The 15,033-nt window shown below is 61.1% G+C and carries 16 protein-coding genes; 8 read left to right on the forward strand and 8 right to left on the reverse strand.

Annotation, left to right across the window (positions count from 1 at the left end):
• Positions 1 to 414 (forward strand): transposase (locus BIGA_RS07885; RefSeq protein ID WP_034259938.1); only part of this gene is annotated, 414 nt, incomplete at its 5' end.
• A gap of 365 nt (positions 415 to 779) precedes the next feature.
• On the opposite strand, the gene BIGA_RS07890 is transcribed toward BIGA_RS07885, so the two are convergent.
• Together BIGA_RS07890 and BIGA_RS07895 are read right to left on the reverse strand one after the other, a co-directional pair.
• Positions 780 to 1,940 (reverse strand): sensor histidine kinase, encoded by a 1,161-nt coding sequence (locus BIGA_RS07890; RefSeq protein WP_033506959.1) that lies wholly within the window; start codon positions 1,938 to 1,940, stop codon positions 780 to 782.
• Positions 1,941 to 1,946: 6 nt separating this feature from the next.
• Positions 1,947 to 2,612, reverse strand: a complete 666-nt coding sequence (locus BIGA_RS07895) for a response regulator transcription factor (protein WP_033506957.1) — start codon at positions 2,610 to 2,612, stop codon at positions 1,947 to 1,949.
• Between the two features lie 186 nt (positions 2,613 to 2,798).
• On the opposite strand from BIGA_RS07895, the gene BIGA_RS07900 reads away from it, so the two are divergent.
• Positions 2,799 to 3,482, forward strand: coding sequence for a hypothetical protein (locus BIGA_RS07900; protein WP_152596000.1), 684 nt, complete (start codon positions 2,799 to 2,801; stop codon positions 3,480 to 3,482).
• A gap of 31 nt (positions 3,483 to 3,513) precedes the next feature.
• Positions 3,514 to 4,086 (forward strand): ATP-binding cassette domain-containing protein, encoded by a 573-nt coding sequence (locus BIGA_RS07905; RefSeq protein WP_033506953.1) that lies wholly within the window; start codon positions 3,514 to 3,516, stop codon positions 4,084 to 4,086.
• A gap of 161 nt (positions 4,087 to 4,247) precedes the next feature.
• On the opposite strand, the gene trpS is transcribed toward BIGA_RS07905, so the two are convergent.
• The gene (gene trpS, locus BIGA_RS07910; RefSeq protein ID WP_033506951.1) at positions 4,248 to 5,348 is read right to left on the reverse strand and encodes a tryptophan--tRNA ligase; all 1,101 of its coding nucleotides are present in this window, start codon (positions 5,346 to 5,348) and stop codon (positions 4,248 to 4,250) included.
• Between the two features lie 133 nt (positions 5,349 to 5,481).
• On the opposite strand from trpS, the gene BIGA_RS07915 reads away from it, so the two are divergent.
• Positions 5,482 to 5,856, forward strand: a complete 375-nt coding sequence (locus BIGA_RS07915; protein ID WP_033506949.1) for a DUF3073 domain-containing protein — start codon at positions 5,482 to 5,484, stop codon at positions 5,854 to 5,856.
• Positions 5,857 to 5,871: 15 nt separating this feature from the next.
• Here the strand turns inward: BIGA_RS07915 and BIGA_RS07920 are convergent, their stop codons facing one another.
• On the reverse strand, positions 5,872 to 6,303 hold the full coding sequence (locus tag BIGA_RS07920) for a sterol carrier family protein (RefSeq protein WP_033506947.1): 432 nt from the start codon (positions 6,301 to 6,303) through the stop codon (positions 5,872 to 5,874).
• A gap of 316 nt (positions 6,304 to 6,619) precedes the next feature.
• On the opposite strand from BIGA_RS07920, the gene BIGA_RS07925 reads away from it, so the two are divergent.
• Positions 6,620 to 9,076 carry a glycogen/starch/alpha-glucan phosphorylase gene (locus BIGA_RS07925; RefSeq protein WP_033506945.1) on the forward strand — a complete coding sequence of 819 codons (2,457 nt, stop codon included), beginning with the start codon at positions 6,620 to 6,622 and terminating at the stop codon, positions 9,074 to 9,076.
• Between the two features lie 170 nt (positions 9,077 to 9,246).
• On the opposite strand, the gene BIGA_RS07930 is transcribed toward BIGA_RS07925, so the two are convergent.
• A complete protein-coding gene (locus BIGA_RS07930) occupies positions 9,247 to 9,486 on the reverse strand; it encodes a hypothetical protein (RefSeq protein WP_033506943.1) in 240 nt (79 codons plus the stop codon).
• Between the two features lie 155 nt (positions 9,487 to 9,641).
• Between BIGA_RS07930 and BIGA_RS07935 the strand changes: the two genes are divergently transcribed.
• The gene (locus BIGA_RS07935) at positions 9,642 to 10,433 is read left to right on the forward strand and encodes a rhomboid family intramembrane serine protease (protein WP_033506941.1); all 792 of its coding nucleotides are present in this window, start codon (positions 9,642 to 9,644) and stop codon (positions 10,431 to 10,433) included.
• Between the two features lie 168 nt (positions 10,434 to 10,601).
• Here BIGA_RS07935 and BIGA_RS07940 read toward each other — a convergent pair whose 3' ends face one another.
• A complete protein-coding gene (locus tag BIGA_RS07940) occupies positions 10,602 to 12,122 on the reverse strand; it encodes a class I SAM-dependent methyltransferase (protein ID WP_033506940.1) in 1,521 nt (506 codons plus the stop codon).
• A gap of 87 nt (positions 12,123 to 12,209) precedes the next feature.
• Here BIGA_RS07940 and BIGA_RS09560 point away from each other — a divergent pair, with 87 nt between their 5' ends.
• Complete coding sequence (locus BIGA_RS09560) at positions 12,210 to 12,554, forward strand: hypothetical protein (RefSeq protein WP_152595999.1); 345 nt, start codon at positions 12,210 to 12,212, stop codon at positions 12,552 to 12,554.
• 165 nt (positions 12,555 to 12,719) lie between these two features.
• Here the strand turns inward: BIGA_RS09560 and BIGA_RS07945 are convergent, their stop codons facing one another.
• Positions 12,720 to 13,970: an MFS transporter gene (locus BIGA_RS07945; protein ID WP_033506938.1), complete on the reverse strand. Its 1,251-nt coding sequence runs from the start codon at positions 13,968 to 13,970 to the stop codon at positions 12,720 to 12,722.
• Positions 13,971 to 14,257: 287 nt separating this feature from the next.
• Between BIGA_RS07945 and BIGA_RS07950 the strand changes: the two genes are divergently transcribed.
• A complete protein-coding gene (locus tag BIGA_RS07950) occupies positions 14,258 to 14,443 on the forward strand; it encodes a hypothetical protein (RefSeq protein WP_033506936.1) in 186 nt (61 codons plus the stop codon).
• A gap of 109 nt (positions 14,444 to 14,552) precedes the next feature.
• Here BIGA_RS07950 and crgA read toward each other — a convergent pair whose 3' ends face one another.
• On the reverse strand, positions 14,553 to 15,005 hold the full coding sequence (gene crgA / locus BIGA_RS07955; protein WP_394295748.1) for a cell division protein CrgA: 453 nt from the start codon (positions 15,003 to 15,005) through the stop codon (positions 14,553 to 14,555).
• Between the last annotated feature and the right edge of the window lie 28 nt (positions 15,006 to 15,033).

The raw sequence follows: 15,033 nt of genomic DNA on the forward strand, positions 1-15,033 counted from the left end.
TCCAGGGTCAGCCACAAACACATGGCATGGGCCGCGTCGGCGCTCAAGGCCATATTCGCCATGGAATCCCGGGAATCCGCGTTGGAGAAGGCCGAATGCGTGGCCGCGCAGATGGAATCCACGGGATTGAAGGCCGCGGCCTCATGCCTCAGGGAGGGCGTCGGCGAGGCGACCACCTACCTGCTCGACGAGTATCCCGTCGAGCACCGGCGGCGGATCCGCACGAACAACATGATCGAACGGCTCAACCGGGAGATCCGCCGCAGGACGCGCGTGGTCGGCTCGTTCCCCGACGGCAGGAGCGCGCTCATGCTCGTCTGCGCGCGCATCCGCTACGTCACCGCCAACCAATGGTCCACGCGCCGCTACCTGGACATGTCCCGGCTCGGTGACACCATGCAGTCAACCGACTGAAACCGACCCGGCAACGGGCCAGACCGCTTTTGCGCAAGACTTCGGGCACAACCGCGATTTGAAGGAAATCGTTGCATTCCATTCTTTTATTGCATGATTGCATGCATAGATTTCACTCTTTTGTGCATAGATTTCATTCTTTATTGCATCATTGGTCAATGATTCTACAATCATTGATGAAATCGGTTGATTCTTTATATAAAGAACGCCACATCAGTGGGCAGGGAGATTATCTTCGCAGGCTGACGGCGAGCGTGCGCTTCCGTGCTGGCACGGGAGGATGAGTGTGCGTTGCAGTATGTGTTTGGTTGCGAATCAGCAACCCAATGCATACTGCAGCACACAGCAGTGCGTCTCGTGCCCGTTCATCGATCAATCACCGAATCCGCAGCATTGGGGATTCGGATACGGACGATCCACTGTGAATCGGTGTGCTGTACCTCGATATCCCCTTGGGCATCGGAAATTTGTTGTCTGATGCGTTTGAGGCCGGTGTGGAGCGAGGCATCTTGCGGATGTGTGGATGCGCCGTCGATGCCGTTCACCGCGGTGACGGCGATGTGATCATCAATGGTGATGTGCAGGAAGTATCCGCGCTGTGGGTCCCCGTATTTCATGATATTGCCGTATAGCTCCGGTACGAGTTCGTTGAGCAGGTCGGCTTGCTGCTCGCCGAGGATGGCATCAGGTCCGTGGTGGATGCTGCTGGTTCCCTGGAACCCGAGTTCGTGCAACTGTCGGTCGTATTGGCGGCAGCAGGCTTCCACCCGTGCCAGACATGCCGCATTGTCGGCGTCGGGCGCGGCGGAACGTGGAGACCGCATTGTGTCTGTGGCGGGCTGGGAGTCGGCGGGCGTTGCGCTGTCGAGCAGCCGGATGGCGGTACGGGTCTTCTCCAATGCGTCTTGGGCGACTCGGGCAATCTCCCCCTTGGATGACGAAGCTTGGCTCTGCGCGACGTATGAGATATAGACCAGATCGTTGCATACCGAGTTATGCAGTTGGGATGCGATTCTGGCATTGCGGGCATGCTGCTGTTGCAGTTCCTTCTGATGCTCCCGCTGACTGTTAGCGAGTTGGCGGTGCCAGACCTCCTCGATGAGCAGTGCGATGCAGATGGCAGCGAGGACCGATTGGGCTCGGGTGTAATCGACACGACCGGTGTTGATCCAGTCTGCGAGACAATTCAATGTGAGTAATGCGATGCCCGCGGCGATTCCCCTCCGGAAGGAAGCCACCGCTAGATAGGCGATACCGGCGATAATCGGAATCGAGGCGTAGTCCGGTAGGGGAATCCTGGCGATCATTGCGATGCCGGCGATTGCAATGAGGATCCAGGTCACGTGAGGACCGTACATACCCAGCAGTACAGCGAACACGCAGATCAGGATGGAAACGACGATGGCTGTGCCACTCATCTCGGCATGACGAATGGCGACATATAACAGCAGGGGTAACGTCGCGAGCAGGAACAGCGACGTTCGCGCGGATACGCGCTGTTTGAGGGAAGCGAGACGTTTATGCATCGGCGATCACCCGAACAGGTGAAGCCGTTCGCAGATGGCCACGGCCTCGGTTCGATTCCGGGCATGAAGCTTGGCAAGGGCGCGTTCTTCGTACGACCGGAGCGTTCCCTTGGATGTCTGCATGAGGTCGGTGATGTCGTTGGTGCTCAGACCTTGTGCGTAATACCGTAGGGTCTCCAATTCTCTTCTGGATAATCGCGGCGTGGCCGGGACTGTGACGCGAGTATGCGTCTCGGCGTTGACGTCGCCCTTGGCATTGTCGCCACTGTCGCCATTGCTGCCGGCTTGGTCGGGGATCGGGCGCATCGCGTTCACGATGGCTGCCGGTATCGCCCGGAAGTTGTCCTTGGCTACGATGCCGAACGGACGCTGTGCAGCGGAAGATGACGTCGGCGTTTGGGGGAACGCCGTGATGCCGACAAACCGTACCGAGGGGGCCATCTGGTGTACGAGTTTGCACAGTTCCGCACCGCTCATGCCATCAAGCGCCATATCGGTCAGAAGCACATCGGGACGGCTCGCCGTATCCAGGCAGGATTGAATCGCCACGGCTGAGTCTGACACAGCCCACTTGAGGGTGAAAATCGGCTGCTGCAGGACAATGCGTTTCAGCATCTCCAACGAAAGTCGATCGTTGTCCACAACCCCCACGGCAATAGTCGTTCTCGTCATGAGAACAGCCTTATCCGGTATGTAAGACAAATGCCTGCCGTGGGCGGGCAATGGCTGGTCCGCGTGCGCGAAAGCCTCAAAACTTATGAGCGGCAATGGCCACAAGACGCAGCAGCAGGAGGCAATGTGCTAAGAAAGACATGCACAGTATCGTTCGTTTTCCTTCGCTCGCAAATGAGACACTTGGTGCCTTGGACACTGACACTGGCAGTGCCGATTGTGTTGTTCGCGGTGACGTACGGGTTACGGGCCCCAGTCAGCCCTGAGTCAGGTGCCGAGGCAGCGATGTTCTTTGAAAGCTATGTTGTGGTAACGGGCATATTGAACAATCTGATTCTTCGCTGGGCGCAGATACGGGAATCCGGTGTATTGGTGCAGGTGTCTTATATGTGCGGGGCACGGTGCGAGCCGTTGTTCGCCGCCGTACTTGCCGGCGCTGCTCAAACCTCGGCAAGTGGCGCTATCTTCGCGATATTTTGCAGCGCTACCGGTTATTGCTCCGGGCTTGATGCGGTGCTGTTGATCGGGGCGACGATGTGGCTCGTCGCGTTACTGTCATGTGTTGCCGTACTGTTCCTGATTCCCAGGTTTTCCATTACGACCATTTCAGTGTGGGGTTCCATGCTGCTGCTGGCGATGTGGTGCACCGCAGGAGGGATTGGCGGCGGTTCGGGTATGAATGCAATACTGACCGTTTGCAATCCCATGCGCTACGCATTGCAGACCTATGCAATGGCATACATGGGGGCGCATGACATGGCGATTCCAATTGCATTGATTGCCGCTCTAGCGCTGGGAGCGCTGCTGTACTGCGCAATCGGCGGAACTGCTGTCAGATTCGTGAATTCCAGGATGCTGCCGACGCAGTGAACAAAAGAGCCATGGTATTCAGGGAGGGACCATGAAACTGGAGCATTGTAACTTGGCTTTCCGCGACCACATTGTTTTTGATGATGACACGTTTGTCTTTGCGGATCATCGCCTGAATATTCTTGTGGGCGACAATGGTGCGGGCAAGACCTCACTGCTCAACATATTGGCAGGCGCCGAGGCGAACGCGGCAGATGTGCATACTGCAGGTCTGCCGCCGGCCGAGTGTGTTGCCTATCAGATGCAGCATCCGGCCTTCTTGGATGGTATCCATGTTGAGGAGATGCTGGCACTATACCGGCTGCACGCCGGGGCGGCTGTCCGAGAGTACGATGCGCTATCGCAACGATTGCACGGGTTACGTTACAGCATCGTTGATGCATTGTCAGGCGGGGAACGTCGGCTGCTGGCCGTGTACGGCGCGATGATCCTCGACCGGAGTCTGTATCTGTTTGATGAGCCGACGAGCGAGCTGGACGAGCATAACGCCGATCTGGTTTTCTCGTTGCTGACCCGACTGGCGGGGAGTGGGAAGACCGTCATCGTGGCCACCCATGATCTCGACCGTATCCGCGACTTGGATGCGTGGAAGGTTGATATCTGACTCAATAGTAATGACGCAGCCTGATATCAACTGCGCTGGCGATACGCTTCTCTCATTTGTGGGGCAGCAACGATGTCGCCGCAACGGGATACGTTGCGGCGACCAGTCATATTGCACTTGTGTACGGTTTCACGGCACGGCTGCCGAATGAAGCGGGGATATCAGTACTTCATGCCCATGGCGGCGCGCACCTCGTCAAGGGTCTCCTCGGCGATTGCGTTCGCGCGCTTGTTGCCGTCATGCAGGATGTCGCGGATCGCGTCCATATCCTTGGCCAGCTCGACGCGGCGCTCGCGGTGCGGGGCCAGGAACTCGTTGACCGATTCCGTGACGTACTTCTTCAGCGCGCCGGCGCCGGCATCGTCGATCTCCTCGGCGATTTCCTGCGGGTCGCGGCCGGTCACCAGACCTGCGGTGGTCAGCAGTGCGGAGACCTGCGGACGGTTGATCGGGTCGAAGGTGATGCGGCGCTCGGAATCGGTCGGGCTCTTCTTGATCAGCTTGGCCGTCTCCTCGGCGGTGGCACCCAACATGATCGAGTTGCCGTACGACTTGCTCATCTTGCGGCCGTCCAGACCCGGGATCTCCGGTGCCTCGGACAGGATGGCGGCCGGCTCCGGGAACACCGGATGCTTCTTGGCGTAACGCTCGTTGAACCGGCGGGCGATGGTGCGGGTGATCTCCACATGCGGCAGGTTGTCCTTGCCGATCGGCACCACGTTGGCCTTACAGAACAGGATGTCGCATGCCTGATGCACCGGGTAGGTCAGCAGCAGGCCGGTCAGCGCGTGGCCCGAGGCCTCCATCTCCGACTTGACGGTCGGGTTGCGGTGCAGTTCCGCCTCGGTGACCAGCGAGAGGAACGGCAGCATGAGCTGGTTCTCGGCCGGCACCGCGGAATGCGTGAAGATCATGGTCTTGGTCGGGTCGATGCCGGCGGCCATGTAGTCAAGCACCAGGTTGAGCACGTTGTCGTCGATGTGTTCGGTGGTGTCGCGGTCGGTGATGACCTGATAGTCCGCGATGATGATGTTCGTGTTCACACCGCGCTCCTGCATGGCCACGCGCTCGCGGATCGAACCGAAGTAGTGGCCCAGGTGCAGACGTCCGGTCGGTCGGTCGCCGGTCAGCATCGTGAACTTGCCCGGGTTGGCCTCCAATGCGGCCATCGTCTCATCCGAACGCTTCTTGGCGGCGAGGAAGCTGGCGCTCACCTCATTGCCGGCCGCGGTGATCTCGGGTTCCACTGTCTCGTTCGTCATCTTCGCATCCCTTGCAATAGTCCGGTTTTCGGCTGTTTTTCATCGTAAAAGGCTGAGCCGACAACGAAAGGGGAAAACTAGTGGTACGCTCTAATGTGATGAATTGAACACACAGTAATCCTCAGGGGGTCAGATGGGCCGCGGACGACAGAAGGCAAAACAGCAGAAGATAGCCCGAAAGCTCAAGTATCTGACCACTGACACCGATTACGACGAGCTCGCCAAGGAGCTCAGTGCGCAGGAGCCGGGCACCGGTTCGGTCGACCCGTTCTCCCATGAGGAAGTCCAGTACGTCCATGATGTGGACGACGATGCCGATGATGCGTACGACGGGGAACCCCCCGCACCGGTTGACGACGATCTGGACGAGTACGCCAAGTGGGCCGCCGAAGCCGCCGCCAAGGCCACAAGCGGAGAGATGCCCGCGGTGAAGGCCGTGCCGAAGCCGCGTCCCATCCCGATGCCGATGCCGAGCGCGCTCAAGCCGAAGCCCGCCGCCGGCAAGTAGTTGGTATCTCCTCCCTTACGTCAGCGGCAGCAGGTCGCTCAGGTCGTCGCGTTCGCCGACGGCGCTGATGCGTCCGGCCGTCTTCTCCTCATCCCATGTGGTGACGCCTGTGGCCAGGCGCAGCCATACCTCCGGGTCGAGTTCGATGACGTCGGGCGGGGTCAGGTTATGCGGGTCGGAGGCCGGGCCGTCGAGGATCTTGATCGCGCCCCACGGGGCCACGCGCACCTCCACGCCGGGGCCGGGCGCCTTGCGTTCCAGCAGGTGCAGCGAATAGCGCACCGCCATCGCCCATACTGGGCGCGGCAGGTTCGGTTTCAATGCGAGCCGGAACGCCGTCGCTGATGCCTGCGTCCCCGCGCCGTCGAGCATGCTCTCCGCTGCGTCGCGCCACTGGGCGAACGCCGCCCGTCCCTTGTCCAGATCCTGTTCCCGTATCACTGCCATGCGAGCCATTGTCCCTCGGGCTGATGACCGTTGACGCCCATTGAAATGTTTCGGGCTTTCGGATTCTATCCAATCTGGAATCTCGCCATATCGGGTAGAGTGTGAGCGATAACACCCGCCACATCCCTTGTTTTGGCGGCAATGGAGGCGGTTCGGGCGGGTTTCGGGTCGTCGTTTTTTCAGTAGGGGTCGTGATAGGCTCGGGGATGAAAACGTATGCAAGAAGTCATGCGCCGTTCATGTTGCGGAAGGACGGAGCGGGCTGACTCAAGGCATAATGTTTCTCGGAGTGTTATCCGTCAGAGGGAGTCAGATAATGACTGAAATTACCGCACCGAAGTCCCCCATCACGACTGCGGAGTTCGCGGATGAGATCCGCGAGCAGCTCAAGTACACGCAGGGCGTGACCGTTGAGCAGGCCACGCCGGCCGACGTGTACGTCGCCGCCTCCACCGCAGTGCGCCGTCATCTCATGGATTCCTGGATGAAGACGCAGCAGGACATGGTCAACGGCAACACCAAGGCCGTCGGTTACCTGAGCGCCGAGTTCCTGATGGGCAAGCAGCTGCGCAACGCGCTGCTCAACGCAGGCCTGACCGAGCAGTTCGACGAGGCCGTCGAGCAGCTCGGCTTCGATTACCAGGACGTCGTCGACGCCGAGTACGAGCCCGCGCTCGGCAACGGTGGCCTGGGTCGTCTGGCCGCCTGTTTCATCGACTCGCTGGCCTCGCTGGGCGTGCCGGCATTCGGCTACGGCATCCAGTACCAGTACGGCATCTTCAAGCAGTCCTTCAACGAGCAGGGCCAGCAGATCGAGAACCCGGAGTACTGGCTGGCCAACGAGGAGCCGTGGGGCCATGTGGACTACAACCGTTCGCAGCGCGTGGACTTCGGCGGCTACGTGGCCGATGAGGACGGCAAGCGCGTGTGGCACCCGGCCACCTGCGTGCGCGCCGTGCCGGTCGACTACATGGTGCCGGGCTACGCCTCGGGCCGTGTGAACACGCTGCGCCTGTGGACCGCCAAGAGCTACGACGAGTTCGACCTGCTCACCTTCAACCGTTCCGACTATCTCAACGCCGTCCGCCCGCAGGTCGATGCCGAGAACATCTCCAAGATCCTGTACCCGGAGGATTCCACGCCGCAGGGCAAGCGTCTGCGCCTGCAGCAGCAGTACTTCTTCGTGTCCGCGTCCATCCACGACGCAATCCGCGTGTTCTACCCGGGCCAGGACAAGCCGGACCTGACCACCTTCCCGGACAAGATCACCTTCCAGCTCAACGACACGCACCCGGTCATCGGCATCCCGGAGCTCATGCGCGTGCTGATCGACGAGTACGGCTACGACTGGGATACCGCGTGGGACATCACCACCCGCACGTTCAACTACACCTGCCACACGCTGCTGCCGGAGGCGCTTGAGGTGTGGCCGGCCAACCTGATCGGCGAGCTGCTGCCGCGTCATCTGGAGATCATCTACCAGATCAACGACCACTTCCTGAACGAGATCGCCGGCAAGACCCGCGACAAGGCCAAGATCGAGCGCATGCGCATCGTCACCGAGGGTGACGACCCGCAGGTGCGCATGGCCTACCTGGCTGTGGCCGGCGGCTCGCACGTCAACGGCGTGGCCGAGCTGCACTCGCAGCTGCTCAAGGACATCACGCTCAAGGACTTCTCCGACCTGTACGGCGAGAAGTTCACGAACGTGACCAACGGCGTGACCCCCCGCCGCTTCATCAAGCTGGCCAACCCGCGCCTGTCCGACCTGATCACCGAAGGCCTGGGCACCGACAAGTGGCTGAGCGACCTGGAGCTGCTCAAGGGCCTCGAACCGCTGGCGCAGGATGACGAGTTCGTCAAGAAGTTCGCCGAGGTCAAGCACGCCAACAAGGTGAGCTTCGCCAACTACGCCAAGCGTCAGTACGGCTTCGACATGAACCCGGACACCATGTTCAACTCCATGATCAAGCGTCTGCACGAGTACAAGCGTCAGAGCCTGAAGATCCTGGCCCTGATCGCCCGCTACGCGGACATCAAGAACGGCAACATGTCCGCCGACGATGTCATGCCGCGCACCGTGATCTTCGGCGCCAAGTCCGCCCCGGGCTACTACATGGCCAAGCTGACGATCCAGCTGATCAACAACGTGGCCCGCGTGGTCAACAACGATCCGGACGTCAAGGGCAAGCTCAACGTGTTCTTCCCGTGGAACTACAACGTGCGTCTGGCCCAGCACCTGATCCCGGCCACCGACCTGGACGAGCAGATCTCGCAGGCCGGCAAGGAGGCCTCCGGCACCGGCAACATGAAGTTCGCCCTCAACGGCGCGCTGACCGTCGGTACGCTCGACGGCGCGAACGTGGAGATCCGCGAACGCGTCGGCGCCGAGAACTTCTTCCTCTTCGGCATGACCGTGGACGAGGTGGAGGAGCTCTACGCCAAGGGCTACGGTCCGGCCGCCTACTACGAGGCCAACCCGCGCCTGAAGCAGGCCATCGACATGATCTCCAACGGCACCTTCTCCAACGGCGACCGCAACACCTTCGCGCCGCTCGTTGCCGACTGGCTGACCAAGGATTACTTCATGACCCTGGCCGACTTCGACTCCTACACCGCCATCCAGTCCGACATCGAGGCCCTGTACCGCACCCCGCTCGAATGGCACCGCAAGGCCCTCATCAACGTGGCGAACTCCGGCTACTTCAGCTCGGACCGCTCGATTGAGGATTACCTCGAGCGCATCTGGCACACCGGCCCGCTCGCCGACTGACGAAGTGTCCGCTCACTGAGCGTTGAACTGCAACGGGGCCCGCACCAGCAGGTGCGGGTCCCAACTTATATCGTGCCGTATTGCCGCTGGGCGGTTCCGGACACAACGAAAAGGTCCGCCCCTGTGAAGGGACGGACCTTATCAAGTCCATATTGCGGATGGAACCCCGATCAGGCCTCTTCCGGAGTCTCCTCGGCTTCGGCTTCCTCGGCCTCGACAGCCGGCGTCTCGGTGGCGGCTTCCTTGGCCAGGCCCAGATCAACGGGCGAGGAGCTGTTCTCCCACGGTTCCTCCCACGGATCATAATCCGGATTCTGCTGCTTGTAGATGTACAGGCCGACGACTGCGGCAAGCAATGCACCGAACAGCAACGCGAAGAACTTCCAACCGCTGGACGACTTACGCTCCATAGCGGCCTCCTTTCCGTACATGTGGCCTGCTCATCCAAGCCAACTCTGCTATCCATCATACGGCGAGGTTTGTAACGATTGGGTGGATTTCCGCAATGCGGCGCCGGTGTGGCGGCGGCGGAACGGTAATCCGACCGCCCGCTAGAGTGGATGCCATGGCATACCGTCGTTTCAGTCTGTTCCCCGAGTCGCCGACCCTGCGCGACATATTCTCCAAACGTGCGATCCGCTACCATTGGCGTGACAATGGCCCGGTATTCTGTGCGGCGATCGCGATCATCTGCATCGCCATCTGGCTGATCGAACTGCTGTTGTCGATCGTGTCGCCGTCCGCGTTGAACGCGCTGGTGAACTTCGGCGCGATCCAGCCGATGCTGGCCGTGAGCCGTCCATGGACGTTCATCACCTCGATGTTCCTGCACCAGCCGACCTCGATCCTGCACATCCTGTTCAACATGCTGACGCTGTGGTCGGTGGGCCCGCTGCTGGAACGTCTGATGGGGCATTGGCCGTTCCTGGCGCTGTACATGCTCTCCGGCATCGGCGGCGGCATGGGCATGATGCTGTGGGGCGCGCTGGCTCCGGGCCAGGCCGGATGGTTCACGGCCGCCTACGGCGCCTCCGGCGCGCTGTTCGGTCTGTTCGCGGCGGTGCTGGTCGTCTACCGCCGTGTGGGGGCGGACATCACCTCCATGCTGGTGTGGATGGTCATCAACTTCCTGATGCCGGTGGTGGTCCGCAACGTGGCCTGGCAGGCGCATGTGGGCGGCTTTCTGGTCGGAGCGCTGTTCACCTGGCTGCTGGTCTCCGGCCTGCATGCGCTGCGCGGCAAGAGCCTGGCCTACCGTTCGGCGGTGTATGGCGCGGCCGTGTTCGTGCTGATGGTGGTGGTGATCCTGCTGTGCGATCTGGGCAACCCCATCGGCTGGATGCTCCGGCTGTTCTGATGAACCCTGGCGTCCCGCATCATACTGGTGCGGGACGCCGGCTTGCGGATGCGGGATTCGCCGCATGCAGGTTGAGGGCCGGGAATCGGTTGACGGCGCGGCGGTCACGGTTGGCTGCGTACGTTATGCAGCCGACGAAGTAGCCGGCGGCTCGGCGGACGCGGCTGATCACAGGTGTGTGGCGCGGATGATGATGCGTCTGTCGTCGCGGTCGGTGGTGGCGAACAGGTAGGCGTCTCCGCCGTCTTGAAGTTTGAGTCTGCCGCGCAGCTGGCTGACCGACATCGGGAAGTTGCGCGTGGCGATGTTGGCGTGCGTCAGCCCGGACAGTCCGCGCTTGAGGTCCTTCTTGCCCATCGTCATGATTGCGTCCACCCGGAACGCTCGCCCCGGGAACCCCTCCACCGGCGTATCCGAAACGAATAGGTGACTGTTCGGCGCCAGCTGCGGCACCCCGAACGCCGACGACAGGGCGGCGAAGCATCCGGCCTTCATAATCGCCGCGTTCGGCTCGTACAGATACCGGAACGGCAGCCCATCATCCGCGTGGCTCACCGGATCGCCATCCGCATCGGTGGTCGAACTGTCTTCCGCGACCGTTCCGCCAGCCGTGACACCGGTTGCAGCGCCATCCGCGGAACCGGCGAGGGCTTCACCGTCATTGGCCGATTCGATATTCGTTGTGCCGGTTGCAGCGCCGTCCGAATGCCGGGCGGTACCGACGGAGTGCACTCCGGTCGCATCCGCCGCAACCGTGAACCGCTCCGTGCCCCGTGCGGTGATGTTGACGCAGTGGACCGTCACCGGCGCATCCTCGACGGGCACCGCATCGGGCTGCCCGCGCAGCACCAGCAGCAGCTCCTTGCACTCGTTCGCCACCGCAACGATGTGAACCTCCCGCACCGTGCCGCGGCAATCTTCCACGGCCTTGTGCCAGTCCAGCATCGGGGATAGCTTGACCAGCACATGCCCGGCCTTGGCGGTCAGCAGGTCCAGCATGCCCAGAATGTCGGGCGTGCAGTCGGCGATGGCGAACGTGCGGCCGCCGTGCTCGTCCCTCCGTGCGGGATCGATGACGATGATGTCCGCGCGGTCCGCCGTCGCCAGGAACGAGGCGGCGTCGGCGTTGACGACCTGTGCGTCGCCCAGTCCCAGCAGATCAAGGTTGTGACGGGCGATGTCGCACAGGTCCGGTTGCCGCTCCACGTACACGGCTTGGGCGAAGTTCCGCGCCATGGTGGAGAAGTCGACGCCGAACCCGCCGGTCAGGTCAATCAGTCGGCCACGACGTGGGGCGGCGGAGGCGACGTCGGGGGCGGCAGTGTCGGCGGTCGTCGTGGATACCGTGGTGTCGTGGGGTTCGTCGGATTGTTCGGACTGGGCATGTGCTGCGATGTCGGACTGCGCGGGGGCTCCGTCCGACGCCATGAGCCGCGTCGCCAGTTCGGCTTTGTACCGGGCGGTCGGCTCCGATGAACATTGCTCCATCGACAGGTGGGGAGGGTAGATGATGCCGTCGGTATCCGCCCATTGGGGCAGTTTGGTGCGGGCCGTCTGCCAACCCGCGATCTGATCCAGCGCCCACGGCAGATCGAGATCCGGTGTGCGCTTGGCGTGCAACGCGAGATCCCGCACATCGTCCGTGCGATGGCTGCGGATGAATTCACGGGTTTGTTGGCTGATTTCCACGACAAGTATTGTATCGGCGTCATGTGGGCGGCATGCGCGGCATCCACATGTACATGACGGAACGCTGATAGACGCGCGACTGTAGACGTGAGCGTGAGCGGCGCTCACATGTACATGATGAAATGGCTGACGCACCGCCACGGGTTATTGGTGGCCATACTGCACCCACATGCACACAACGGAACATGGTGGATTGTGGATAACTCTGTCCACACTTCTCCACACGGTGAGACCGTTGGTATTGGTGGATTTGTGTATAACTTTGTGGATAACTTGGGGCATTATCCACCGGTTATACCCACACTATCCCCAACTTATCCACATGGATATCCACAGATTGTGGAAAACTACACCGGTGTTGTTTATCGCAGTCTGCTTATCGAAGGCACAGTGAGTATTTTTGCTCAGTTGTTGAGTAAAAATACTCAATGACTGAGCAAAAATACTCAATCGAATGAAAAACGCTACATATATCGGTTCTTCTGGTCTCTGCGTGGCACGCCTCAGGATGGTGGTGTCTCACTGCGTACGCACATGAAATCAGTGGTGCCGCCCCGGCTGCAACGGTAGCGGCGCCTCCAACCGGGCACGGCCGGCTTATAACGAGATCTTATCCCAGTCGCTCGCCTTGGGGATGCGTCTGATCGGTGGATAGACCCATATCGCGATGGCGCTCAATGCCATCAGCGTCAGAAAGACGATGACGGCGACGGAGAACCCCCACCGTGCCAGCAGACTTCCCGCAGCGGCGCTGCAGAACGCCGTCAGGATGTTGCACGGTACGGTCAGCGCCACCGAGACCCTGCCCTGCATCGATTCGGGTGCCTTGGCGAAGATGAATCCCAGAAGCAAAGCGTTGACGATCGGGAATGGGAAGCATGCCACGGAGTTGCTGATCAGAATCCCCCAATAGTTGTGGGTGAACACCATCGGCAACATGGCGATGCAGACGAATGCGAACGCGCTACAGGTGGTGAGACCGACCGGTGCCCGTGTGCTGAGCCGGCTGGACACCAATGCGCCGACGAACATGGAAAGAAACACGCCGGTGCTGATGAATCCGATGTAGGTGGCGTTTGTGCCTGCTGAGGCCAGATGCAGCTGGATGGCGTATTGGATGCCGTTGATGCCGAAATTCAGCACGCTGATGGCGGCGACGCTGATGACGAGCAGGGGTTTGCGGAACGTCCAGCTCCATCCCTCCGTGAATGCGCGGATGAAGCTGTTGCCGGCTTCATCGTGAGGCGCTTCGTGTTTCGGGAGCCGTGTGGCGGCCACGCCGGCTATGGCATACGCGAGGGCGGACAGCAGAAACGGCAGCCACGGGTATATCCCGTACAGGAAGCCGCTGATGGGACTGCCGGACATATTCACCATCGCGTCACGTCCTTCGTTGAGGCTACGCGCCTTGGGATAGTCCGTGATGGCGATGATCTCCTTCAGCGCGGCGTCCGTGGCGCTGCCCAGAAAACCGTTGATCGCCGAGGACGCCGTGGAGATCACCAGCAGCGTCGGCACCGACATGAGATTGAGACCGAGCAGGACGAAGACCGTTCCCCAGCAGAGCACGCCGGCCAAGGCGTTGACGATGATCAGGGTCCGACGGCTGTGGCGGTCAACGAACGTGCCCCCGAATACGCTGCACACCTGCTGGGCGACCATCGAGGCCGACCCGATCCATCCGGCGGTGACCGTGGAACCGGAGATGTGGTAGCCGAGCAGGGTTATGGCAAGGATGCGCAGTGCGACGCCAACCGCCGTGGCGGTGTCCGCCGTGAACCATGTCGGGTACCCTCGTGTCCTCCACAGTCCCTGTGCGCTGACCCCGCCATGCTGCTGCACGTTCATCTGGCGCTCCAATCAGGTTCCGCTTCGGGACGATCGACCACACGTGTGGTGTGCCATGTGCAATCAGTCCGTGTGCTTGGAACTTTCACGATATTGCCCGCCCCTCATGAGATTCATACCGGTATATATATTAGGTTTCTTTCTCGCATTCCATTCCGGGGTGTTCGCAACGTGAGCGTTCCGGTATGTGGATGTTATGCCCATTCCCGTGGGCGGACTGGCACTAGCGTGGAACCTGCAGCGTGTATCGGGCTGCGTGTATGCAATGTTCTTCGGGAGGGGGCGCGATGGAGATCGTAATCGTCATTGTTGTGGTGGTGCTATGCGTCGCCGTATCGTGGGGGTTCAGCCTGCGTCGGCGGATGGATAAGCACGCACAGGAGGAAAGCGACCCGGAGCTGCGTCAGGCGTACATCGACGCGCAGCGGCAGATGGACCGTGGTCGCGCCTCCAGCCACGGATTCTTCGGCTGAGATGAGGATAGCCGGTCGAGACACTCCGGCAATACGCGTGAGGGCCGGCGTCCGAAGACACCGGCCCTCACGCAATACCGCCCCGGCTAACAGGGGCGGACAACGGCGTTTAGCGCCACCACATCGTCATCAGGAACCCGATGAGGATGATGCCCAGCGCAATGGCCAGATTCCACGCGTCGATGCCCGGAATCGGGTAGTTGCCGGTCAGGTAGTAGACCACGGCCCAGATCAGGCCGATGATCATGAATGCGCAGAACAGCGGCACGAACCAGCGCGGGTTGGACTTGGTGCCCTTGATGGACTCCTCCACGCGGCGGGTGTTCTCCGCCTGACGCTGCATCATCCGCTGCATCTGCGGGGTCAGCGAAGCCTTGTCGGCGGTGGCGTTGAGCACGGCCTCCACCTTGTCCATCGGAATGCCGTAGTCCTCGTCCTCGTCAGCGGTCTTGTCCGCTGCCGAAGCGTCGGCAACCTCGGCGGCTTCGTCGGTGGTCTCGACCTGGTCCTGCCAGTCTTCCTGGTCGTGCGCGTTGGTTTCGTGCAACTCTTCGTCAGCCATCAGCATAGTCTCCATTCAATAGGCTAAA

The sequence above is a fragment of the Bifidobacterium pullorum subsp. gallinarum genome (assembly GCF_000741215.1).
Lineage (GTDB): Bacteria > Actinomycetota > Actinomycetes > Actinomycetales > Bifidobacteriaceae > Bifidobacterium > Bifidobacterium pullorum_B.